This window comes from Paenibacillus solanacearum, from assembly GCF_910593845.1.
GTDB classification, from domain to species: Bacteria; Bacillota; Bacilli; order Paenibacillales; family NBRC-103111; genus Paenibacillus_G; species Paenibacillus_G solanacearum.
In genome coordinates this window covers 45,605-69,195 of record NZ_CAJVAS010000034.1, presented here as the reverse complement: position 1 = coordinate 69,195, position 23,591 = coordinate 45,605, and the positions used below count along the sequence as shown (strand labels likewise).

The following is a 23,591-nucleotide window of genomic DNA, read 5'->3' as shown; positions in this document are numbered from 1 at the left end:
TAATGTAAACTTCACAGGCACAGCGTATCCTTCAACTTGCTTGGCTTTTACACATTTCAATGTTTTTCTTTAACTGGCTCGTCAGAAAGACAATGCCAAAAACTGATTTTTCACCACACTTCTAAAGAGCAGCCTTATTATATTCGATATTTGCCGTGATGTGTCGTCCAGTTTCCAGGAGCTGTTTCATTTCCATCCGGGCGTGGAGATGATTTACATTCATGAAGGAGTAGGGCGGATCATTATCGAGCACCGTATTTTTGAAATCAAACCTGGCGCTCTTCTGTTTATTAAGCCCTTTCAACCGCACTATCTGCAAATGAACATCGGACCGGAACAGCCGTATGTGCGGTCGCTGATCAAATATGAGCCCCATTATTTATCGGCATATTTGAAAATGTTTCCCACCATATGTAAGTTTCATAACGATTTATGGAAAGATCCCTCGATTTTGCAAGTTCAACAGCTGCCCCATTCCGCTCAGTTGGAACGGTTTCTCAAGGAAAGCTATGAGCGGCGTCGATCGTATCCGCTTCCCGACCGGATGGAGGGCAAAGCCCTGTTCCTCGTCTCGTTGTTTCATTACCTGCAGCCTCTGTGGGAGAACTCCGAACCATCGAAGCACTCGTCGCATACGTTCTCCCCCGTAGTCGTGCAGATCATGAACTGGATCGATGAAAATTACTTTAACGAATTTCAACTTGAGTCATTATCACAAGCCGTGCATTTATCGCCGAATCATGTTTCTTTTTTGTTTCATAAGGTTACCGGCAAAACGATCACCGAATTTTTGACGGTCAGAAGATTGAAGCAAGCCTGCCTGCTGTTGAAAACGACGACACAAACCGTTCAGGAAATCGGCCAGCAATCCGGATGGCCGAACTTCGCCTATTTTTGCCAAGTGTTCAAAAAACATATCGGCATGACCCCGAAGCAATACAGATACCAGTAAAAGAGGGCCTTCCCTCCGTAAGATGGAGTGAAGGCCTCGTAAATTCCGTTCAGCCGAACAAGATATCTTTCTCCGACGAATTGAGCAGCGTCATCGCCGCGCGGTAACCCCCGGTTGGTTGGTGCCCAACACTTTGCGGAAATTCCAGTTGCCGGCCTGTCTCAAGAACAAACGGACGTTCGTCCTTCCCTGCCCAGCCGACAGCATGATCTTAATATCCCTTGCCATCTCCTGGGTAATTTTGCTTCAAACTATTCAGCCATGAGCCTGTCGATAACGCATATTTTTCGGTTTGAGACCCTAACTCAAGAATCTCATTCGTTTCATTCCTCTTTCTGGTTTATGCCGCTGCTTTTTCTTCTAGCCGGTATGTCGAGCTTCTATGCGCTTCAGAGGAGGACAGGAGCCCATTTTGTTAAGGAGCGCTTCCTGCGATTATTGATCCCGCTTGTTGTTGGCACTTTGATCATCGTCCCTTCGCAGGAAATTTCACCTACACGAAGAAGAAAGCTACCTCGTATTTCTTAAATCGTTATTTTACCGATATTTCCGATGGGTCCCAATATGCAGGCGGTATTTCCCCCGCACATCTGTGGTTTATCCTCGGATGACTCTACTTCCATTTCATTGCCGAGTTATTTATGCCGGTTCGTTTCAATGTTTTTTGGAATTTTATTCTTCCGCTTCTCTCAGCTCCGAATTGATATCTTTCTCCTCTTTGACGACTAGGACGATGGCATTAGACATATAACCATCCGCGAAGGAATCGTACTTGCTCACCGGAAGCGCTTTCGAGGGAGTGGACATCTAGCCCGCCTTCAGCGGTAGGCAGGCGCGACGGCTCCTTTGTATTTATTTGACTGTCTGTTCCTGAATATACTGGTTCAGCTTTTCTTGCGCAGATCGCAGGGCGGTATTGACATCGACACCTTTCAGCATCACTTCTTTCGAAGCATCGTTAATCAAGCCGCGGCCCTTCTGATCGAATTTCGTATGCTCATGCACTCCGGGTTGGAAGGTGAAGAAAGCGTTCAAATTCTTTCCTTGCATGAAATCGAGCTCCGAGCCGTAATCTTTCTTCGCCTCCTCCGTCTTCTTCAACACGGTCATACTCCCCTTCTTATTGAAGAACTTCTGCACCTCGTCGCCGGCGATATAGGATATGACTTGATAAGCTTGATCCTTATGTTTGCTTGTGGACGAGATGAGCAGATTATGTGCCTCAGCCTGCCACGCAAATCCGCGCCCTTTGTCAAATGTAGGCAGCGTCACCAGGTCCCAGTTAAACGTAGTTCCGTCTTTTTGCATTTGCTCGATATTCCCGATCATGCCAGCGTTCCAATAGGCAGCCATTCCGACTACTTTCTCTTTCAGAAACATTGCGTTTACGTCTGCAAACTTACCGTCATTCACATAGCCCGGGATGGAGTGAATCGCTATGAACTGGTTAAGAACTCGCTGCCATCCGTCGGTGAGCAAGTTAGCCTGGTTCGTTTTCTTGTCCACATAGGGGAGTGTAAGTCCCATAGCCATTCGGTCGGCCCCCCCGGTTGACATTCCAAGATATTGCGTATCCCCGTCACTGCGCGTCAGCTGACGCGACAAGCTGACGGTCTCCTCCCAGGTCATACCATCCTTCGGATAAGGGATTCCGAATTTATCGAAAATATCTTTGTTATAGAACAAACCAGGTACATTCATACGGAAAGGAAGCGCTATGAATTCGCCATTGTCGCTGAATTTTTTGATTTGTTCCGTCAGCGTCGGGTCGAAATTTGCTATATTCGTTCCGAACTTTTTGATATACGGATTGAGATCTTCCGTAATCTTGAACTCCTGCAATGCCGGGATACCCGGTAAACCGGACATAATTAGATCCGGGACATCGCCTGCCGTTATGAGATCTGCAAGTTTGCCGGTAACCTTCTCAACGGTAATATGAGGGAATTTCTTCATGACCTTCTGGGTGAAGTAGGAATCGAATTCCACGTCGGTAAAGCCGCCGTAAGATACGAAGAGTTTCAGCGTGACAGGCTCGGTGCTGACACTTGCAGAGTTAGTATCCGTTCCGCCGGCTTCTGATTTGTTGTTTGTTTGACCGGAGCAGCCACTCACCAGCAGCACTGCTGCGAGAATGCCTGTATGGACTATCTTCATTCGTTTCATTGTGGGACCCTCCATTGTCTATATGTCAACTCTATTAGACGTTATCGTGGTGCGACAATCCTCTTCTAGGGAGTGTTTTATGCCCATCAGAGCATCTGTTGAAAGCAAAGTTATTATCAGCCGGTTCGAAATAGTTACTCGAAGTTGTTCGGGTGCAAGCTGCCGAGCGGGTTGACACGCGTTCCTTCAGGTGCCGGTACCGGACCCGCGAGCAGTGGATCGTCCGTACGCCGCATCCAGCTTTCCAGCCGCTCGGCCAGATCGGCGGCAATGCTGGCATAGGTGGGGTCGTCGATCATGTTCTCGCGTTCTACAGGATCGAGATACAGGTCGAATAGCATGTCTTTAGACCGGTTGCGCTCGCGAATGCCGTGCTGCATCAGGAACTGTTTGCTCAAGCCGTTGTCCATATTTGACATGACAATCTGATCGTGATCGTCGTAAAAGCGGATCAATTTGTAGCGTTCCGTCCGCACGCAGCGCATAGGCTCGTAAGCGGCGTGATACGTCACCTCGGAGAATAGTTCGCTGCGAACTTCGGAGGCGCTGCCGTCTAGCAGCGGCACAAGCGAGCAGCCTTGCAGCCAGTCCGGTTGGGCAATTCCGGCTATCTCGCACAATGTCGGAAACAGATCGATCTGAGAGACGATCGCGTCGATGGCTTGACCTTCGGCCTTGCCCGGGACACGCATCATAAGCGATACTCCGATGCCCGTATCGTACAAATAACATTTCATTCGGGGGAAAGGGATGCCATGGTCGGTCGTAAAGATGAGTATCGTGTCGTCCCATTTTCCGGCGTCCTTGATGGCCTGCCGCACAATGCCGAAGCACTCGTCGACAACCGCAGCCGAAGCGATAAATCCGGCGATATCCTTGCGGTTGGCTGCCGTGTCATACATCGGATGCGGAGGCATGACGTACCGGGAATCGACCGGACGGCTTGTCTGCGGGAAATCGAATTCCGCGCGGTGCGTGTTATGCAAGCCGACGGTCAAGAAGAACGGCGCATCCCCCTGCTTGCCGATGAACTCGGCAGCCAGCCGGGCCGTCTGCAAATCGCGCACTTCGCCTCCACGCGCTTCGTTCAAAATATTGAGATTTTGCTTGTAGCCAAGCTCGCTGACCGCTCCCGCACCGTGATTCTCGTGCTGTACGCCGCTGAGCGCGGTTTCATATCCGTTCCGGGCAAGGAACGAAGCAAGGTGCTGCGAGCAGTCGTTCAGCCGGAAGCCGCGGTGGGCGAGACCGAGCATCCCGTTCGAATGCGGAGCCATCCCGGTAAGCAGGCCGCTGCGGCTTGGCGAGCAGGTTGGACCGACGCAGAACGCTTGGCGGAACAGCGCCGCTTCTTCGGCGAAACTTTGCAAATGAGGGGTAGGTACAGCATACCCGTAAGGCTGGATGTATCTCCCGGTATCATGCGTGTGGAAATAAACGATATTCATGGTTTCAGCGCTCCTTATACGTTCGTTTTCTCTTGAAATTGATGTCATTCTGCTTCAAAGCAGTCAGTGCCGCTAGTCATACAAAGGTTTTTTGACTAATCACTCGTGTTCTCTCTCCCCAATAGATTTCTTCTTAAAGACCGGAGAATACCTGTCACAAATAAAGGAAGGAACATCCTTATTAAGAGTGTGGTGAAAAAGACGTCCGCTACGCGAACGGAATGCCCGTGTATTCGTCGGAACCCATACTCTTCAGCGTACCGACGTAGTTGTCGTACTCGGTCAAGGGCACGGCCACCATGACGAATTTGACCCGCATTTCCTCGATATAGGTGGAGATGACAGCCTGTCCTGCTCCACCGTGACGCTGCATCACCCGGGTCTAATGCCCTTCTTCACCCTTCCGGGATAAGTGACCCGTTGCGGCAGCGAATGAGTTCCTCTTTTGCCGAACGGGCGATCCGGGTGCCTGCCACTCCGTCATGCCCAGTCGGCATATCGCCGATCCGGCCGGTGACGAGTGCCTCAGGGAATGCCTCGTAAGTCCAAACTGCTCCATTCTGACGATCATCTCCGCAGCTTCCCGGTCATCCATTGCCAGAGGCTTCTCACACATTGTCCGCCTTGTCCTGAAGTTCTTTAGAATTGTGTGTTCGTATTCTTGCTGCCCTTCGGTAAGCTTGGCCTTGGACGACTGGATAATGATCAGGATCTGATTCCCGTATATCGAGGAGGCGGTAGCGGACTGGAGCTCAGCTTGAACAGCACCTCACTCCACTGCTTACTTGAGATTTCGCGGCTTTGGCCCGAGCCGTATCTTTCCACTTATAACTGTTTGAAAGCGCTTTTTCTTATATATTCTATTGTATGGTGATCAGGAATGAGGAACCAGCCACAGAACTGTCAAATAATGATACAAAACTGTCATTGCCGGGTTTCCCCCGTAGCACGGTATGTTATAATTGGTTGAAAGCGCCTTCGAAATAGATGGGAGGAATCGTATGGATTATCCGGTTCGAAATGAACATGTCGATTATCATCACCCCCTGCTACGATACAAAATATGGGACATTAACTTCTCATCCCTCCCCCCCTCGTCCTGGAACCCTTGGCATTACCATAAGGAAGTGGAGCTACTACTTCTGACCGAGGGCTCGATGGAGGTGGAAACGAAGGATTGTGTATATGAGCTGAAGGAAGGGGATTTGCTGATCATCGGATCGTCCCGCTTACACCGCACGAAGCGGCTGCAGCCGGTCAAACAAATCGTGCTGCAATTCGATATCGTTTCCCAGCTGGATACCTACGCCAAGGATCATGCTCCAGTCCTGCTGGAATTATCGGAGCCGTTGGATCAGCTGAACGAGGTCCTTGACACCTACCCCAGCGTGAAGGAAGCGATGATTCGTTTGCTTACAAGTATTTATGAAGAGGCCTGCCGGATGGAGCCCGGCTACGAGCTCGCCATCAGCGGGGCGTTTAAGCAGATGCTCGTGCTGATCATCCGCCATACGGCCACAAATGTGCCGATGTCGCCGGCCGACTGGCAGCGGCTAAAGCCGGTGCTTGATTACGTAGAGAACGAATATGTCCATCCGGTCCGCATTCACGATGTGCTGCATCTGGTTCATCTGGAGTATCACTATTTTATAAAATATTTCCAACAGTGCATGGGCATGTCGTTTGTCGATTACCTGCATTTGAGACGAATCAAGAAGGCCGAGCATCTTCTGCTGACTGAGCCGCTCGGTGTTGCCGAAATCGGGGTCCGTTCGGGCTTCCCCCATGTGGCACAGTTCATCCGAATCTTCAAAAGATACAATGCCTGCACCCCCTCCGAATTCCGCAAAAAGCGGCAGCCGTCCACTAACGGGAGAGGGAACGGCTGAATAGCACCGGCGCATGGACTGGCCTGCAAGTGGGAGACGGGGCCGGAATTGGACCCTGTTCTGCTTTTTCTTTGATGTTCGAATAATCCGTCCTAGTTGATCTTGTTTTGCTCACGTAAGATAGCTGCATGGCGCTTGTTTTTATTCCTCCAGCGTAAATAGGCTTGAAGGGATGAGGCGAGGTCCCTATGTGCACTGAAGTCGCTACCTTCCAATACAAATTTCCGGAGCGGAGCAAAGTGACATTCGATGCGATTTAGCCATGAGGCATACGTCGGTGTGAATATTATCGAGAATGATGTAGAGTCTTTCCGAGCGATGGAAGCGGCCGCGAAGCACGTTGAAGAAACGAAAAATATCCGCATGTTTCTTCGTTTTAGAAGCATGGCCGTATAGTTTGTTCGTTTTTAGATCGAGCGCAGCAAGTAAATGGCGAACACCATGGGGACGGGTATAAGTGGCACGTAATCGGTTTGGGCGGCGTTGTTGAAACCAGCCTTTCCCACGGTAGGGTTGCAGCGAAAGATGCCCAAATTTGTCCACACAAATTACACACCCATCTGTTGGAGACGCTTTGTAAAGCGATTCGATTCGTTTTTTTTAACTTCAAAATCTGTGGTACGATTCCCCGCGAATAAACTTAAACTATCAATTTGTCCTTAACAATCATGCTTTATTGCCGCTGTTCAGTTCGCCAGATGCCTGTCTTTCGTTGCGCGTCAAAATCGCCAGAGCCAGGACAAGCGCGAAAACAGCTCGCTTCCGAGGTTACCCGCGGCTGGCAGCGCTTTCCTTATTTGTTCGTCAGCATGTCCAGCATCTTGTCCGCTTTCTCCTGAGCCTCTCTAAGCGCAGTGTTGACGTCCTTGTTGTTCACTGCAATTTCCTTGTCGATACCCCGCACAATCGACAATATATCGTTATCATATATGGTATACACATATGCAGGTGACTGCGGATATTTGAATATGTTTTCAACCTTCTTGTTCCTGAGGGCCGGGACATCTTGACCGAACTCCTTGATTACCTGGGGGTCGTTCAATGCCGCCATGCGTCCATTTCTGCTCATATAAAGCTGAGCTTCCTTGGAAGTGACCACTTCGATAAGCTGCATGGCCTGATCCTTATACTTGCTTTGTTTGGATATAAGCAGGAAGCCGGCATGTAAATCCCGTCCTTTCCCCGCATGCTCGGCAAAGTTCGGAAGTGTCGCAATATCCCAATTCGGGGCGTCTCCATTGGCTTCCGCATCGGCAAGCGGAAGCAGGAGTTCGCTGACCCATTCCGCGTCCATGCCGACTCTCTTCTGCCCGATGAACGCCGCTATGCTGAATCGGGTATCGGTGCCCTTCTGGCCCAGATATCCGGGCATATCCCAAGCCGCCTTCTGCAACTCGAACACCTTCTTATAGGCAGGACTGTTGAATGTTGATTTGAACGTCTTCGGATCGACCAGGGAGACGCCGAACGGCGCGGCAATAGCATCCGGCATGCCGGCGTCCCAGCCGACATATTGCACACCGTCTACCTGCTTGGTCATGGTGCGGGAGATATCAATAACCTGATCCCAAGTCATCCCATCGGACGGATAAGGAACCCCAAACCGGTCGAACATGTCCTTGTTGTAGAACAGCGCTCCCGCATTCAGGCTGAACGGAACCGCATACATGGATTTGTCGGCCTCCATGTCGCGAATGGTGGCAACCGCCTCCTTGTCGAATTTGCTCAGATCGATGCCAAATTTCTTGATCGAGCTGGTCATATCGAACGGAATATCGAGCATCTTGACCGCCGGATAAATATTGTTGGCCGTAAATATAATATCGGGAACCGTACCGGCGGCAATCCGCTTCTCCAAGTCCCCTCTGCCTCCGAAGGACAGATTCACCGAGATGTGAGGGTATTTCTTCTGCACTTGCTTGACGATCACATTCTGGAAATTGTCTTCGGTCATTCTCGCTACATAAGCATACAGCTCAAGCGTAACCGGTTCGGTAGAGACAACCGGCTTGTCGACGAGGGCTTGCTGGCCGCCTTGTGGTTCGGCACCGTCCTTCTGGCCGTTCGAATCTCCCGAGTTGCAGCCGGCAAGTGCCGCAGCGGAAACAAGCAGCAATAAGGCGGATCTCTTCAACAGGAATATCATACATACACCTCTTCCAATAATGTTAGGTCCAATAATGTTAGGATCGAATCCCCTTGCTCACAACCGCTTCTTCATTGCGCCCGGTTACATAAGCGCGCGGAATATCTCTGACATCGGTCGAATCAACCCAACCCAATAAGCGATGTCTCCATCCTCGGTAGAATCAATCGCAACCTTCGCCTTCACCTCAAGCTGGCCAGTCGCCGTCTCATCTAATGCACCATACACTTCGTTTCTGTCCATGCACACTTGAGCGACCACTGCGTCGTAGACGATGCGAATGCCTAGACGCTCCATGTAATCGGTCAGCACCAGTCCCTTGCATTCGGGATGAAATCCGTTGCCTTTACCTGACATCAGCTTGCTCAGCTCGCGAACCTGCCGGCCGACACGATTCTGAATGCCTCCGAGACTGCCGTAGTACAAACATGAACTCCGGCGCAAACCCCGACTCCGCCTAACATATTATCGCGTTCTACCAGAACGTCGTCAGCGGCTTCATCGGCTGCGCCGATGGCTGCCATCACTCCAGCCGTGCCTCCGCCAACAACAAGCACATCGGTTTCCAATATGTCGTCTATATCATCCGCACCCTCCACCTCACTGTGTTGATTCTGTACATCTGGTTCAGCATATAATGGCGGCAATCAATTGAACATACAGAAAATTCCGAAATTTCATATACTTTGTTTTGATTTATACACAATGATGTTGCCGGTAAGCGGATGGACTCATATTCATATAATCCGAGAACACCCGGCTTAGGTAAAAGCCGTTGTCATATCCGCTGCGTTTGGCAATTTCATCAAGCGTCCATTTATTGATCCAGTTGCAGTATTAAGTAGCTTTCCAGCGCCTGGGCGAAACGGGCACCGAATTTGCGGCAATTTTGCTGCGTAAATGCTGTATGGTGTGTTCCAAAGTAAGGAAATTCAACTATGCTGACAAGCTTGGCTTGCTGTCTTTCAAAAAATGCGCTGCAGCTTCTCCCATGGGGCTGGTTGAATGCGACCCCCATCTCTACATCGTGAATCGGATCGTAGACGATGTCATCGGCGTGAGAAAGGTTCATTGTCAATATCTTCAATTGCTCGCACAATATATCAGTTTCCTCTTTAATGGGTGGGTAGCATTTTGCAAAGAAAGGAACATCGTTTCGCCCCCCCCACTTGTTAGGCCCGTGAAAATCGATTCCGACCAACAGACGTAGGGGCTCGACATAATTTACAATCGCCGCTGTTGAACGGTAGATGGGGGAATCAATATAATCCCGATTATGGTCATGAGGCGCTCTATTCTTGCCCTGGTCCCCGTTCTCCACCCCGTCGATATCGACAAAAGGAACATAATGGATCAAATAATTGTCCAGCACGGTCGATTTCGGCTGTTCAAGATAATATCCGAGCAATCCTTCCAGCAAATAAGACGGTGTAGATTCGCAGGCGTGATGCCTGCAAGTAAACACAATGTGCCTGTCATGTGCGCCGTTTCCCGCCAACAGGAGCGGCACGGGACGCAGCTGTTCGGAGATGGTCAGAACTTTTCTGCGAACCTGCGGATGACTTTCAAATCGCGAATAAAAGCTTTCAAAATGGTGCAATTGGTACGGCATGGAAAAACTGAAGAAGATTTTCTCATCCTCCTCGCGAAAATCGTAAGAAAACGATTCTCGGGAAATCAAAGAATCGCTTCCCAACCAATCCCAATTGACTCCATCGCGGCTTATGGCCGGTCCCCAGGGACCGACCACTTCTTTATTCGTGAATTCGAATACGACCGTTTGCGACTGACGGGATCTCGCGGAAAAATTCCAATAAAACCACCACTTCGAAGTATCGCGGAGATCTTGCTCCAACCGTACGCGATTCCCATCTACAGTCGTGACTTTGATGTTCCCCCCGGCGTGTCGGCAATCAATGATGATATTGTCCATAAGCTCCATTCCTCCCGATTATATAGACTCTCGGCATTCGCCGAGCCTTGCTGTGCAAAGATTTTCCTTGACCCTTCATATAAGATCGCAACTATTTCTTGCTGTGAATGGTAGATCCCCTGCCATGGTCCAAGCCGACTCTCCACTAAAGTGTGATTAGGGCAACACAGCTCCGGCTATTTGGCCGTCAACAATTGTGCCGGGTGTTGGTGTTTGCAGAGGTTCACGCGCTACGCCCTCAATTGTACCGGTTTGGGGATACTCGAACGTAAAGGCTTTATCCGGCTTCTTATCATCCCCATTGCTTTTCTTATTCGTAATGACATAACTGATCTGTGTATCATCGCTTTTCAGAACAAATAATAATCGATTAATATTATTATTGTTTAGCCCTTTCCCGGCTGCTATTTCCATAACCTGCGAATCGCCTAATTTCGTATTGTATTTATCGTTGAAATCCGCCAATGTTTTCGACTTGGCTGCCTCCGTTTTTAACCAAAGGACAAGCGATTCTCCCGGAGCAATTACGCGGCCGGGGTTGAGGCCCCAATCCTCATATAAAGTTGGCCCTGCTCCTGAATAATGGCGTATTTTATGACCGCTCAAATCTACCGGAGTATACGAATTGTTGTAAAGTTCGATGAATTCGAATGGATCCGTCGATCCGGCCGGAGCGCCGTTGCTCGCCACTACCTCTGTTATGATAAGCTCGGGTACTTCCGTATACCCAATAATATGGCGTTTGGTTGAGCCAGTCGGTATGACCGCTTCCGCCAATAATTTGTATCCCCCTGCCGATGGCGGAGTCCAATTAGACATAACCGCTTTAGCGCTCCCCTTTACAGGAATAGTTTGCAGCAATGCTTCCCCAATTTTATTTTCCGGCAGCAGCTCGTCTTTATAAAAGAGCACCTGAACACCTTCTAGCGGAGAGTCTCCGGGGTTTTCAACTGTAGCGCCAACCGAAATTTGCGATCCTCGTGTATATTCAATCTTTGGAATTCGATAGCTTTTGCCTGTTGCTGCGCCTCCCGCCCAGACCGGCGCTGTTACAATGCGATGTCCATCCGCTTGCATGATTCTAGCGAAATAGTAATCGTGCTCAGCCGGGACGGTGATATCCCATACTACACTGTTGGACGGTTCACCTTCCCAAGAAGCAATTTTTAACCCCGAGTTGCTGATTATTTCGATCGTTTTAAAATAATCCTTCGGATCAGGATCATACATGTCGAGATGAATACGGAGCTCCTTCGGGGCATCAAGAATACTCCCCATTAATTGTCCGTTCACCGTATACATCACTTGTGCGTTGGCATCCTGTGTGGAAAGCGTTCTCCGCTGGCGAAACGCCTCATATATGTCCTGTCGTGTTTTTCGCGGAGCAATAACTACCGTACGCGTTTGATCCGCTGTGATCCAGTTGCGCGAGTGGTTGTCCTGGTTATTCGTCGGGCCGATATGCCAGCCCTTGTCCAACGCTCGGATATAATTCAAATAATGGTTGTTCGTATCGACCTCCAAAAGCTGTATATGCTCATCCATGGCAGCATCTAAAAGATCGAAATCGTTAAATTCGCCAAACACTTTTGACGGATGGTTAAATTGCGCTATCGAGCGCGAATTTTTTGGTGATTTCAGCCAATCATAAAAGGTTTTTAGCGAATAATCGTTCGGTGATGCCCAGTTATCAACTACGAACGAATTCATATGCCCGTATCTGCCGTTCGAGGATCCCCAGGAGATTTCGAAGGAGGGGATTGCAACAAATTTGTCGTCGTCGTTTATCAAGTCTGCCATGCGCAGCGTTTCCACCCATCTCTGCTTGCCGCCCGGCAATGCATCCTTATACGGAGGATTTGTATGGTCGGAAACCGCCAAAAAGTCAGCCTTCCCCTTATCTCGCGCGTACTCGTACGCAATCTGCGGCGTTTCTGTCTTTAGCCCTTGGTAATCAAGCGAAAACGCCGTATGCGCATGCAGATGGCCGTAGTAAAAGTAGTAGCCGAGCTGCGTGTTTCCAGGTATTTGCCGCTTAGCGTCGACAATGCCCGGGTCTGGCTTCTGATTGCCGCCCAACCTTCGCATCAGCACCGGATCGTCCGAAGCAAAGGGATATGAAAACTTGATGCTTTTCCCTTTTGCCCCGGTATCTTCTCCCGCTCGATTCGGGTTATACTCTGCGACAGCCACTCGCTCCCCGCTGCCATCGCGGTCAAGAGCGATTCTCGCGCGGACTTTGTCACCCTCCAAGCCGGTGCCCGCCAGCTGAAGCTCGTACACGCTTTCGTCTGACAGTGCAGATTCTGCAATGCCGAAATGCTTACGGAAGTCAGCCTTGGTTAATTGCGCAACTCCCTCTCCTTCAGGCTTCAGCCATATTACGGCTGCCTGACCGGCGTTAATCCATAAATGTTCCTTTAAATCCCACGATTTGCTTTGGCCTTCCGAGGTCTCGTAGACGAGCTGGTATTCCTTCAAATCGGCGGAAGATCTTCCTTTGTTAAACAATTCCACGTAAGCATATACATCCAGCGACCCGACATCGGACGACGAATTCACCATCAGCTCAGTAATCAGAAATTCCTTCCCGTTCGGAATTTGATTGTCGAGCAGTTTTCCCGGTGTCGGCAGCTGATTGCCGGATTTATACTGCATCTTTTTCGAGCTGTCCTCAGGATAGCTATAGACGATACTTCTTCCGGTTCGGGTGTCAGTCATCGATTCTGGGATCGGGTTATTGTAGGCAGCCTGAACTGCCTCCGCACCCTCAATAGTGCGCAGACTGACGGTCTGCGGCCCCTTTAGCCCGAGCCCTTCCCCTTCCGCGTACCATATTGCAATTCGCTCATCCGGCAAATCCTCAGCGCTCAGCTTGTAAAACTCGCGAAAGCTTTGCTTGCTCAATTTCCAATTGAGCTGCTCGCTGTATCCTGGCTGAATCCAGACGACTCCGGTTTGCTCCGGCTTCAGCGCAAAATCCGAAACAAGCCGCAAATCGCTTTTTTCGCTGGATCCGTTTTGCAATACAAGTTGATACCCTTTCATTTTCAGAATGGATGCACTGTTGTTGTAGACCTCAATAAATCCGAAAGCATCGCCGTTCGCCTGAATACCTGACACACCATCAACGCCTGTCCTCGGACTTATTTCCGTAATCATGACCACAGGCATTTTAGTCGGGTTGTTAATTTTCCCGTTTCCTAGCCCTGTAGCAGCGATCCATACAACCGCTGCAGCAAAAACAATGGATGCCGCAGCAAAAAACCAAATATGTTTAGAAAGTTTCATTTTCTATCACCTCATCATAAAAGCTTTCGGTATCGGGCTGCATTCTCTTGCTTGCCTAGAATTTCCGCAATGCAGATTGGCCGAACAGGAAATGAGCGCCGGTATCCCATAAATACTCGTCGTCCCCCTGATTCCAGATATATTCCAGCCAAGCTTTCATGCTCTCGTATTGTCCGGGGCTTTGAGGTAAAAATGAATGCTCCACAAATAGAATACAATGAAAGAATGTTCAAAGCCGAACCTTATGTCCGGCTTTGAACATTCTTTCACTTCGTTATAGGCTACTTAGCCAACTCTGCCAGTTTAATCTCCGCCCGCTCCTGCGCCTCCCGCAACGCCGTATTCACATCTTTTTTATTGACGGCGATTTCTTTGGGTATCCCGCGCAATACCGACAATATGTCTGTATCGTAGATGGTGTACTCAATAGCCCGAGTCAATGGATAATCGAAAATCGCCGACAAGTTTTTGTTACGCAACTGCGGAATATCTTGATCGAATTGCCGGATAACCTCCGGATCGCCCGAAGCAGAAATGCGCCCGCTGCGGCTTTGAATCAGCTGCGATTCCTTGGATGTCGAAAGCTCGACCTGAATTGCGCAACGCGATCCCCCCCCTTCTTCCCCCGCAGGTTGAAGTAAACTCATTATAGATTGATCATCATTTATCAGCTTATCGTTTCTGCTAACTGAGCGGCCGCCTCTCCCAGCTGCGCCAATTGAATGATCGTTCGTTCTTCATCCCGGATATCATAAGGAAAAGGCTCCAGCCAACCGCCGGCCAGCACCAGTCCCTTGAGAACCTGTTCATTGTACAGCGCGCCATGCTGAATGACATGTTCACGCTTCCCGTCTGTGCATGTGGCGGCTATCGCGGGACTTGCCCCATTCGCCTGCAATGCGAAGCCCGGCGCTGTCCATGCATCGCCGGCAACATGCGACAGTACCGCCTCTCCTAATCCGGCGATCTGCTGATGAAGCGGCTCCAGTGCGGATTTGACCAGCAATGCATACTCATGCCGCGACAATGCACTCGTGGTGTAAAACGACACTCGCCACTCCCCAGGCCAAAACGTGGGTCGGCACCGTACCGTCACCTCGCCAAAATGCGGCAGCTGCAACGTCAGTTCTTCCGGACACGACACAGCGCGATCCACATGATTGTAAAGTACATGGATAGCCCCTCCCTGCGCTTGAGCCGGCTTTTCTTCATACCAGGCACGAGCAATTTTGCCTTCCGCGGAAGCATCAATAACGAGAGGCGTGCGCAAAAGAGTATAACCGTTTTTCGAGGCAATGCGAATGCCGTTCACTGCTCCGTCTACTGTCAGGAGATGCGCCGGCAGCACCTGAAACCATACATCCACACCGGCTTCCTCCAGCAAATCGTCGAACACTACTTCCGAGCAGCACGTATCCGCCCCCCCGTCCGGAAACCATCCTTTCTTATCGCGCAAACCATTCATCCAGGCAGCAAGTGTCGCCGAACCATGCGAATGCCGCTCCAGGTCGACGAACATACTTCTCGCTCTCCCAATCTCGCGTCCCAAGGCACCTGAGGATTCAATAACAGCTGTCTTCAATCCTTGGTTTGCGGTTGTGCGCGCTGCTGCCAGCCCGGCAATGCCTCCGCCAACAATGACCACGTCAAATTCTCCGCCTTCGGTTTCCCTCAATGTATTCATACGGACGCACTTCCTTCCGGATTTGCCAGACGTGCAAGCATTAGCTCAGCCGCATTGACCGCATATTTACGCTCATCTTTCAGATAGTTGTCCAAAATCGCCTTGCCGCGATGGCCGAGCAATTCCAGAAGGTACGCTGCGCTCAACTCGATTCCCCATTTCATCGATGTACTTTTCCCTAGTGTTGGCGTGATCCCGTGTGAGCCTTTAACAATAAAATCGTCTCCAAGATCAGGCCGCTGCAATAAGGCGAGCACCGCTTCGGCCGTTTGTTTTTTTTGCTCGACAGACATCTTTGGCGAAATGCGGATGAAGTATTGCAGGATAAAGAGCAGGTGCGAGCTTTTGCGCTCCGAACCCAGAATTTGCACCGCATCGTCTATCACGGCATCGCTTTGCATCACGGTCAGCAAAATCAGAGCGGCAATAAAGCGCTCCTCGGAGCACGTAAGCGGATCCGGCTTTTTTGCAGCATCTTTACTGCGGAACGTCTCTGCCAATACGGGAATACCGGCCGGATGACGCAGCAGCCCAAGCGCGAACGCGATGCCTCGACGCTTGGCGCCAGTAGCGCTCGGCAGTTGCTGAAGCAACGGCTCGATACACGGTTCGCCCAATTGGATCATCCACCACAAAGCAGTATCTTCCTCGGGGCCACCCAAATGTGAAATCAACTGCTCCGCCATTTCAAGTGGAGACAATCGCTCGAGTAAGCGCTTTCTTTCATCCCTTGACTCTCCCTCGAAAATCATCCATGGCTCGCTCTCCCGCTGCAAATCTTCCGCCTGCAGCACACCGCGCTCAACGAGTCTGTGCTGCAAGGATTGCACATTTACATTACGGGGCAATACGCCTTCCCTTACACTGAGAGCGGCAGCGACTCCGGCTACCTCTCCAACCTTGTGTATATCGCGCTGCATTCGCAGCGCCATCCCGCAATCGCGATCTTGCGATAGCGCGCGACAGCCGATCAGAAGACCTTCAATTCGCTTTGGCACAAAGCAACGATACGGCACGTCGCCGCCGAACTTTTCCTTGCGCATCCCGAGCACAGCAATATAAATTTGCGTTAACTCGCTTTCATTGGCGTAATCGAACGCGTGGGTATCGTGATGAGAGAAACATTGCATCACTACATCATCAAACCGACGATCCAGCAACAAATCATCCTGGCCCAGTACATATTCCCCGACAATGTATCTCCCTTCACGCACGCCCAGCTGCGGTCCGACCGTCGTATAATGCGTGTTTTCAGGCGTCTCCTCGTATCGCCATGCCGTCCGGCGACCAGTGCGATACGCTCGGGACAAATCTCGCAAGTCCAGCGTGTCCGCCCAGCCGACATCAAAATTTTTGTAACGCAGCACCTTCTCATCATCAACATAACGAGGAACGAGCGAATACGTATGCAACGCTCCGTCCCAAGCGCGTCCCTTCGTGAAGTCGGCTCCGCACAAGTAAGCGATATCTCCGTCCCCTGTAGAATCAATCGTAACCTTCGCCTTCACCTGCAGTTGACCCGTCGCCGTCTCGACTAGTGCACCATGCACTTTATTTCCATCCATGTTCATTTGTGCAACTACCGCGTCATAAACAATGCGGATGCCCAGTCGCTCCATGTAATCGGTCAGCACCAGCCCCTTCCATTCGGGATGAAACCCTTTGCTTTTGCCTGCCGTCAGTTTGCTCAGTTCGCGAACCTGCCGGTCAACGCGGTTTTGAATGCCGCCGAGACTGCCGTAGTAATAAAAATGCACTCCGGCACAAACCCCTACGCCGCCTAGCATATTATCGCGTTCCACCAAAACGACGCGCGCGCCTTCCTCGGCTGCGCCGATAGCTGCCATCACTCCGGCTGTACCTCCGCCAACTACAAGCACATCTGTTTCCAATGTGTCCATTTCCTCTCTCCCTCCGTCTGGCTGAGTTGATTCTGTCTAGCTGCCCTCATCATATAATGGAGACAACCCATTGAACATACAGATATCACCGAAATAGCATGTACTTTATTTTTTCTTACACGCGATGCTGCTGCCGATAAGCAGAAGGACTCATATGCATAGATTCCGTAAAAACACGACTCAAGTAAAAACCGTTGTCGTATCCGCAACGTTTGGCAATCTCATCAAGCGTCCATTCTGTTTCCAGCAGCAAGCTGGCCGCTTTGCGAATACGCAGTGATCGGACCAGTTCGGAAGGCGTCTTGCGAAACGCTCTACGAAACCGCAACGTAAACTGCGACGGACTCAAATGCAACTGAGTGGAAATTTCTTTCATGCTGAATGGGGTTAGCGCTTTTTGCGTTAGCCATGCGGCGGCGCGATTCATCAGTTCATCCTCCGAATCAAACAATTCCCCTTCGGTAAACCTGCTCGTTCCCAATAACCATTCATCGCAAGCCAACTGCCAAATGTCGTTTACAATCCATTGCTTGCGTGCGATGCCATACGTATCGTTTACATAATGCAGTTTGCGCAAATAGGCAAAATTCGATTGTAGTCTGCGCTCATCCGTCGGACATATCTTATAAGTCGGAAGAGGTGGAACTTCGTCCTCGTCCACAAAGGTAAACAATACATAATGCAGCACGACGGAAAGAGTGAGCAACTCGCGATAAAACTGGTGCTGTGGAGCGCAGTAAATCAAATCACCAGCGGTTGCAATCCCCGTTTCATTACCAATCGTATAGCGAAATTCCCCCGCTTCCACCCCAAACATAACCCAAAACGGTGTCTGCTGGCTGGAATACTTGAACTTTCCGATTCTTTCACAGTACAGATGCGATCTTAAGCAAATCGTCTGAATATTGAGCATATCCATACGCATTCTCACCTTTTCAGCTGCGGAAATTTGTACTATTCGTTTATTAGCGTATAACTGGGCCACCAGATCAATCACGCAGCGGCCTTATGTAGTGTCTGCTGAGCTAAATCTGTTCATTCATAACGCCAATCACCATCTTACAAATTATAACATCTCTCACAAGCATATAAGTCTGTTTTTCAATTTTAATTGAGCAAATCTCCCTCTATGGAAAACCGCTTATCTCTTAATTGCTCCAAAAACAAGGATCCGTTCCGTTAGACCAACCTCCACTCTTTTGTTAGATGTGACGAAGGAATGACAGGGCTAGCCTCCAGCAATCGATTGCAGCGTCTCAGCAAACAGCTCCTTCAGTGCAGACTGTACGTCTTCGATGGTCTTCAAGTTGTTGTTCTTGACGAATGCCTTTACCTGTTGTTGCCCGTTACGGCGATAGCCGTTTTTAAACAATTTTATTATCAAATTTAAACGACTTTATTATAAATTCAACTTGCGCTGTACGTCGGTAGGATCGATCCTGCACCGTTGTGATATGTTAATATGCCAAGAGTACAAATTAACAGTTGAATTTACCGGATCATTATAATGAAAACACCTTGATATGTCCGCAAGTGTCTCCAGTTCTGAACCAATAAAACAAATGAAATTACTCAAATCCCGCTATATTAAGGCATTTGAAAGGCACGACAAATTTATGATCCTACATATTGCATGCTTATGCTTCCAAAAATAAAAAGCCCTTGAATAACAAGGACTTCTACGATACATTTCTATAGCTTCGACTCAGCATTACCCCATTGAACTACCGTCTTCGTTAGCGTAACGTGTCTGCCATATAAGATGGTTCTTTATGAAATGTTGGCTGTTATTAGCCCAGGTGGCCGATTACAGAGTGTTTTTCTGTAAAGAGACAAGAATTATTTCGCTTCTATGCATACTGTGCTTCAAGGGTTAGGCTATGTTTGAAGCTGAGAAAGTTGAGTCGACAATTAAAGCTTTCTCAATTCATGCAGAATATTCTCCGGATCCAACCGCTGCATAAAGTCCGGATTCACGTAGGCTGAGCGGATAATGCCGGATTCGTCGATCATAAAGGTGGAAGGAATCGGCAGGATCCAGCGGTTCGTCGCGTTGTATTCCGCCAAGTCCATGCCAATTTGTTTCATAATGTTCTTAATGTAATCTGGAACGTCGTAAAGAATGTTATAGAATGCGGCCACGAGACCGTGTGTGTCGCTAAGCACTTGGAAGGTCAGCCCTTCTTTCTCCTGCTGGGAAAGCGTGTTGTCAGGGCTTTGCGGGCTGATCGCGATCAACTGGCCCCCAAGGGCTTCGATGTCCGGCAGTACCTTCTGATAGGCCTTAAGCTGACTGTTGCAGAACGGGCACCATCCGCCCCGATAGAAAGTCAGGACAACAGGTCCTTTGGACAGTTCTTCATAAAGACTAATCGTTTCTCCCAAAGCATTCTTGAGTATAAAATCCTTTGCCTTCTGCCCCTCCTGTCGGCCGTAAGCAAAACCAGATTCTTGCTGCTCACGGATCTGACGAAACATCTCCGCTTGAATCTCCAAAGGGGTATGCGCGATAAATTCCTGTTTGGCTTCCGCTAAAGCTTGAGTTAATGACATGTCTTGTAGCTCCTTTTTCTTAGTTCATAATACTTCATTCGGCAGTCATCTCGGCTGGCGAGGTGAATGCCGCGAGCCTGTTTTGCCTTCGCAAATGGATGATTTGGGCTGATAGGCCAACGATGAGAATGACGAAGAGAATGCCCTGAGCGCCGAATAGAATAGGCGAATTCAAATTAGCGACTATGGGGTGGCCGTTCGGAACACGGGTCAGGGTTTCGGTAACGGTCGGCAACATCAGCAGAAACGCCGTCAGGCTAAGGAAGATTGTTTCTAGGTACTTGCCTGAACGCTCAAAGCTCGAAATACGCCCTATGCCGTATCCGGCGAGCAGCAGCAGGATCGTTGCGGCTCCAATGACATAACTGACCGACTGATGTGCGATGGGGAATACTGTGATAGCGCCAATCAGCATCGAACAGAAGTAGACGACACCAGGCTTTGACCGAGGCACTATCCGTCCGTAGCGAGCAAACATGTATAATGCCAGCGGAATGGCGGGCAAGCTGCTGAGCGTATGCACCCCTTTCATCTTGAACATAACTGCAACCATCGCCATCGCGGCTTTCAGCTCAAGGGAATCTCGAAGCGAGTCGCTCCAAGAGCGGGCTTGTTACGACGCCGAATATCTTCGGATCGCCATAAGCCCGCGCCGAAAGCATCGCGCCGTGAACTATCGCCATGAACGTTTCGGCCTCCGTATGAGGGGTAGTCATCAGTTGAAGTCGCCCGTGCCGCGCACCGCGCTCCAGCACAGATGTCAACCACGCGGACAGGTAGCTGAAATGCGCCCGGACCTCTAGAGCAACTTCCTCTGGCAGGACCGGGAGCTGGCTTGCCAACAACGCACAGACACAAAAAGGAGCGCTGGCGTCCGCGATACAGGCTTCCCAATAACCAGCATAGGACCGAAGCTGTTCGAGCGGATCGGATACGTGAAGCTCGATATTCGCCATACCTGCTTCAGCTTCTTTCCGATACCGGGCAACTAACGTTCGGACCAGATCGACCTTGCTAGGGAAATGATGATGGATGCTAGCCTTACGAATCCCAACCACATCAGCGATGTCGGCATAACTAAAACCGTTGTAGCCGCCAGCGACGATCAGATTACGCGCACAAGCCAGAATGTTATCGGAGGTGGTAAGTAAATTTTTCATACCATTAGACTACCATGTGGTAGGTAGGTTGTCAAATTTTATAGTTATAGCGGCATTCTTGGGCACAAATGCCCTAGAATGCCGCTGGACTATTCAACTTGAGTCCCAACTATCGTTCTCCGTCCCTCAGTATTAAGGATTTATCTCACGTATGCTTTCAGGATGTGAGCCCATACTTGCTTCCATTTCGGGATAGCGCTTGGCATGTTGTCGGGTGGCCAGCCTGTACCTTCTCAAAATACGGTCAGTCCTCGACAGGGATAATGGCCAAATTTTTGTCGGGATAATCGACAAGGCTTAAACTCACTCAACATGTGGGCCCGTTGTTATGCCGGGAATGGGATAAGGTTCTTGTCACCCGACACTTGTCGGATGAAAGAACCTTATTTTGATCAACTTAACTTCGTAAAGATATTTGTTGTTCTGTTTGAAGCTTTTCGAAATTTCTCATAGATACACAGCCACATGTTTAAATTTTGCAATGCCGACACCGATAATAAGCGTTGAAGAAGTGATTTGATGTTTTGAGTAGAATTCATCTTGTAGTCTTCTTGGTTTGTTTTGGATCCGTTCGCTGGTAAGCATCTGGAACCCATTAACATCATACCAAGGAGCCTTTGTGTTTCTCAAACCTCGTATAAATGTAGGATCGCCAAACCGACATTAGAGAAATTATAATTACCATATTTTCTGTATACCGGTATATAATGGAATAATCATCTTAAGAGAATCTACCAGTCTATCATTCTAAATGAACCAAGGAGGTAGAATGAAATGATCTCAAGAAGAAATGCGAGGAAGAAAGCAAGTTGGATTGCCCTGGTTGCCTTGGGTGCCGCGCTGGTTAGCGCCATCAACGTCAACGCCGACGCCTTGCCGCAAGCGGCTTATGCTGCGGTTTCCGATCCGGCCGATGGCGTCTGGTTCTCCGCCCCCGAAACGATCGCCCCAGGCGTGATCTACCGGTCGTTCCAGCTCACCACGTCGCACGGCTCGGCCTCCGGTCATCTGGTGAACGTGGATTTGCGCAACCCGAAAGTCTCGCTTGAGCTCCTGCACCCGGATGCAGTGGCCAAGAAGGATCGTATTTCGCAGATGGTTGGCAGGCAGGGCGCGGTCGCCGGGGTGAACGGTGACTTCTTCAACGTCAGCGAGACGCATGCCGGCGTTGCGCCGACCAACTCCGCAGTCGGACCGGAAATTACGGGTGGCAAATCCCTCAAGTTCGCGGTGCCAAACAAGCAGCGTTTCGGCCCCAAGCTCCCTGACGGCACGTCCACCCGGGATGTCTTCGGCCTCGGCGTCGACGGTCGGGCCCGGGTATCCAGCCTGGCCTTAAACGGTGAGCTGAAGACCAAGGATGGCCGGATCGCCATTAACGGACTCAATCAATATGCACTGCCGCAAGGCGGCATCGGCGTGTATAACCACGACTGGGGGACTGCTTCCCGGGTCCGGCCGACCTGCGGCTCCGACGCGAGTCGGAGCGCTCCTTGCAGCGCCGAGACGAAGGAGGTCACCGTGCGGAACAGCGTCGTCACTTCTGTGTACAGCCAGCCTGGCGCCGGTGCAATCCCGAACGATACGGTCGTGTTGGTCGGCCGGGAGCAAGGAGCCGCTATTCTCGGACAACTCCAGCCAGGCGACAAGGTGAAGGTCAGCTACCGTCTCGTCGCCGAGGACCATCCGCGCTTCTTATTTGCTGTCGGCGGTTTTCCGATTCTCCGGGACGGCCAGCTGTTAGCCGGTATGGATGACCCGGCGCTGGCGCCACGAACGTCGGCAGGGGTCAGCGCCGACGGCAAGCAGGTGTACCTAGCCGTGGTCGACGGCCGGACAGCCAACAGCGTCGGCATGACCGTCAGCGAGCTGGCTGTGCTAATGCAGACGTTCGGCGCTGCCAATGCAGTCAACCTGGACGGTGGCGGCTCGTCGACGCTCGTCACGCGGCAGCCAAAGGCGCCGGCGGCGACCATACGGAACGCGCCGTCCGACGGGTCCGAGCGCGCAGTAGCCAACGGGATCGGCGTGTTTGTCCGCGACTGACTCGGACGAGAATGTGTAATCTCTCCACGAACTGCACAATGCAACCCGTGAATAGCATAACGCCCCCTGGATTGAAATCCAGCGGGGCGTTTCTATTCACGAGACGAGCATATTATATTACCGGCCGCTCTATAACCACTTCTTGAAGATTGACACCACTGAGATAAGTTCTTCCCCTTCAAAAAAGTCCATTGTGAGTTCCCTGGTCAACATCTTTAAGCTTTATATAATCGAATTCCTTCTCCGGCCACAGTTAAACGGTAGCTTCAATATGACACACGCCGCTACGAACTTAAAAGGAACGACGTTAGAGTTCTCGCCGGCGTTCCCCTCGTAGTCGGGCGTAAATCTGGGGGTTGATGCTTTTTCATGCTCCAACATGCCTTGAATAAAATCTAATGGTGCTTTTGTCGCTTTGACGC

20 protein-coding genes and 1 pseudogene are annotated in these 23,591 nt (G+C 50.3%); 4 read left to right on the top strand and 17 right to left on the bottom strand.

The window, feature by feature from the left end:
- Nucleotides 1–160: 160 nt before the first annotated feature.
- Entirely contained in the window at nucleotides 161–952 is a 792-nt protein-coding gene (locus tag KXG62_RS25685) for an AraC family transcriptional regulator (protein ID WP_281426993.1), read from the top strand.
- A 261-nt stretch (nucleotides 953–1,213) separates the two neighbouring features.
- Nucleotides 1,214–1,480 carry an acyltransferase family protein gene (locus tag KXG62_RS34720; protein ID WP_425517379.1) on the top strand — a complete coding sequence of 89 codons (267 nt, stop codon included), beginning with the start codon at nucleotides 1,214–1,216 and terminating at the stop codon, nucleotides 1,478–1,480.
- A 144-nt stretch (nucleotides 1,481–1,624) separates the two neighbouring features.
- Here KXG62_RS34720 and KXG62_RS34435 read toward each other — a convergent pair whose 3' ends face one another.
- From KXG62_RS34435 to KXG62_RS25665, 4 genes are all read right to left on the bottom strand, one after another.
- On the bottom strand, nucleotides 1,625–1,759 hold the full coding sequence (locus KXG62_RS34435; protein WP_281426992.1) for a hypothetical protein: 135 nt from the start codon (nucleotides 1,757–1,759) through the stop codon (nucleotides 1,625–1,627).
- Between the two features lie 45 nt (nucleotides 1,760–1,804).
- Nucleotides 1,805–3,118, bottom strand: coding sequence for an ABC transporter substrate-binding protein (locus KXG62_RS25675; RefSeq protein WP_218094882.1), 1,314 nt, complete (start codon nucleotides 3,116–3,118; stop codon nucleotides 1,805–1,807).
- A gap of 134 nt (nucleotides 3,119–3,252) precedes the next feature.
- Nucleotides 3,253–4,566, bottom strand: a complete 1,314-nt coding sequence (locus KXG62_RS25670; RefSeq protein ID WP_218094881.1) for a sulfatase family protein — start codon at nucleotides 4,564–4,566, stop codon at nucleotides 3,253–3,255.
- A 208-nt stretch (nucleotides 4,567–4,774) separates the two neighbouring features.
- On the bottom strand, nucleotides 4,775–4,942 hold the full coding sequence (locus tag KXG62_RS25665) for a hypothetical protein (RefSeq protein WP_218094880.1): 168 nt from the start codon (nucleotides 4,940–4,942) through the stop codon (nucleotides 4,775–4,777).
- Between the two features lie 625 nt (nucleotides 4,943–5,567).
- On the opposite strand from KXG62_RS25665, the gene KXG62_RS25660 reads away from it, so the two are divergent.
- A complete protein-coding gene (locus KXG62_RS25660) occupies nucleotides 5,568–6,455 on the top strand; it encodes an AraC family transcriptional regulator (RefSeq protein ID WP_218094879.1) in 888 nt (295 codons plus the stop codon).
- A 204-nt stretch (nucleotides 6,456–6,659) separates the two neighbouring features.
- On the opposite strand, the gene KXG62_RS25655 is transcribed toward KXG62_RS25660, so the two are convergent.
- The 13 genes and pseudogenes from KXG62_RS25655 to KXG62_RS25590 all read right to left on the bottom strand — a co-directional run bounded on the left by KXG62_RS25655 (nucleotide 6,660) and on the right by KXG62_RS25590 (nucleotide 21,123).
- Nucleotides 6,660–6,998 carry a hypothetical protein gene (locus KXG62_RS25655; protein WP_218094878.1) on the bottom strand — a complete coding sequence of 113 codons (339 nt, stop codon included), beginning with the start codon at nucleotides 6,996–6,998 and terminating at the stop codon, nucleotides 6,660–6,662.
- A gap of 250 nt (nucleotides 6,999–7,248) precedes the next feature.
- On the bottom strand, nucleotides 7,249–8,601 hold the full coding sequence (locus KXG62_RS25650) for an ABC transporter substrate-binding protein (RefSeq protein WP_218094877.1): 1,353 nt from the start codon (nucleotides 8,599–8,601) through the stop codon (nucleotides 7,249–7,251).
- A gap of 84 nt (nucleotides 8,602–8,685) precedes the next feature.
- A pseudogene (locus KXG62_RS25645) lies at nucleotides 8,686–9,125 on the bottom strand (FAD-dependent oxidoreductase).
- A gap of 172 nt (nucleotides 9,126–9,297) precedes the next feature.
- Nucleotides 9,298–9,402: an AraC family transcriptional regulator gene (locus tag KXG62_RS25635; protein ID WP_246627643.1), complete on the bottom strand. Its 105-nt coding sequence runs from the start codon at nucleotides 9,400–9,402 to the stop codon at nucleotides 9,298–9,300.
- A 16-nt stretch (nucleotides 9,403–9,418) separates the two neighbouring features.
- Nucleotides 9,419–10,534: a M14 family zinc carboxypeptidase gene (locus KXG62_RS25630; protein WP_218094875.1), complete on the bottom strand. Its 1,116-nt coding sequence runs from the start codon at nucleotides 10,532–10,534 to the stop codon at nucleotides 9,419–9,421.
- A gap of 156 nt (nucleotides 10,535–10,690) precedes the next feature.
- On the bottom strand, nucleotides 10,691–13,825 hold the full coding sequence (locus KXG62_RS25625) for a lamin tail domain-containing protein (protein ID WP_218094874.1): 3,135 nt from the start codon (nucleotides 13,823–13,825) through the stop codon (nucleotides 10,691–10,693).
- A gap of 281 nt (nucleotides 13,826–14,106) precedes the next feature.
- On the bottom strand, nucleotides 14,107–14,472 hold the full coding sequence (locus tag KXG62_RS25620; protein ID WP_218094873.1) for a hypothetical protein: 366 nt from the start codon (nucleotides 14,470–14,472) through the stop codon (nucleotides 14,107–14,109).
- Nucleotides 14,473–14,492: 20 nt separating this feature from the next.
- On the bottom strand, nucleotides 14,493–15,509 hold the full coding sequence (locus KXG62_RS25615) for an FAD-dependent oxidoreductase (RefSeq protein ID WP_218094872.1): 1,017 nt from the start codon (nucleotides 15,507–15,509) through the stop codon (nucleotides 14,493–14,495).
- Nucleotides 15,506–17,410, bottom strand: a complete 1,905-nt coding sequence (locus KXG62_RS25610; protein ID WP_218094871.1) for an FAD-dependent oxidoreductase — start codon at nucleotides 17,408–17,410, stop codon at nucleotides 15,506–15,508. Before KXG62_RS25610 ends, KXG62_RS25615 begins: the two co-directional genes overlap by 4 nt.
- A 115-nt stretch (nucleotides 17,411–17,525) precedes the next feature.
- Nucleotides 17,526–18,329 carry an AraC family transcriptional regulator gene (locus tag KXG62_RS25605; protein ID WP_218094870.1) on the bottom strand — a complete coding sequence of 268 codons (804 nt, stop codon included), beginning with the start codon at nucleotides 18,327–18,329 and terminating at the stop codon, nucleotides 17,526–17,528.
- Nucleotides 18,330–19,321: 992 nt separating this feature from the next.
- The gene (locus KXG62_RS25600) at nucleotides 19,322–19,963 is read right to left on the bottom strand and encodes a peroxiredoxin-like family protein (protein WP_218094869.1); all 642 of its coding nucleotides are present in this window, start codon (nucleotides 19,961–19,963) and stop codon (nucleotides 19,322–19,324) included.
- Nucleotides 19,964–19,997: 34 nt separating this feature from the next.
- On the bottom strand, nucleotides 19,998–20,522 hold the full coding sequence (locus tag KXG62_RS25595; protein WP_246627640.1) for a hypothetical protein: 525 nt from the start codon (nucleotides 20,520–20,522) through the stop codon (nucleotides 19,998–20,000).
- Between the two features lie 13 nt (nucleotides 20,523–20,535).
- Nucleotides 20,536–21,123 carry a TetR/AcrR family transcriptional regulator gene (locus KXG62_RS25590; protein WP_218094868.1) on the bottom strand — a complete coding sequence of 196 codons (588 nt, stop codon included), beginning with the start codon at nucleotides 21,121–21,123 and terminating at the stop codon, nucleotides 20,536–20,538.
- 774 nt (nucleotides 21,124–21,897) lie between these two features.
- On the opposite strand from KXG62_RS25590, the gene KXG62_RS25585 reads away from it, so the two are divergent.
- Nucleotides 21,898–23,169 carry a phosphodiester glycosidase family protein gene (locus KXG62_RS25585; protein WP_218094867.1) on the top strand — a complete coding sequence of 424 codons (1,272 nt, stop codon included), beginning with the start codon at nucleotides 21,898–21,900 and terminating at the stop codon, nucleotides 23,167–23,169.
- Nucleotides 23,170–23,591 lie beyond the last annotated feature (422 nt).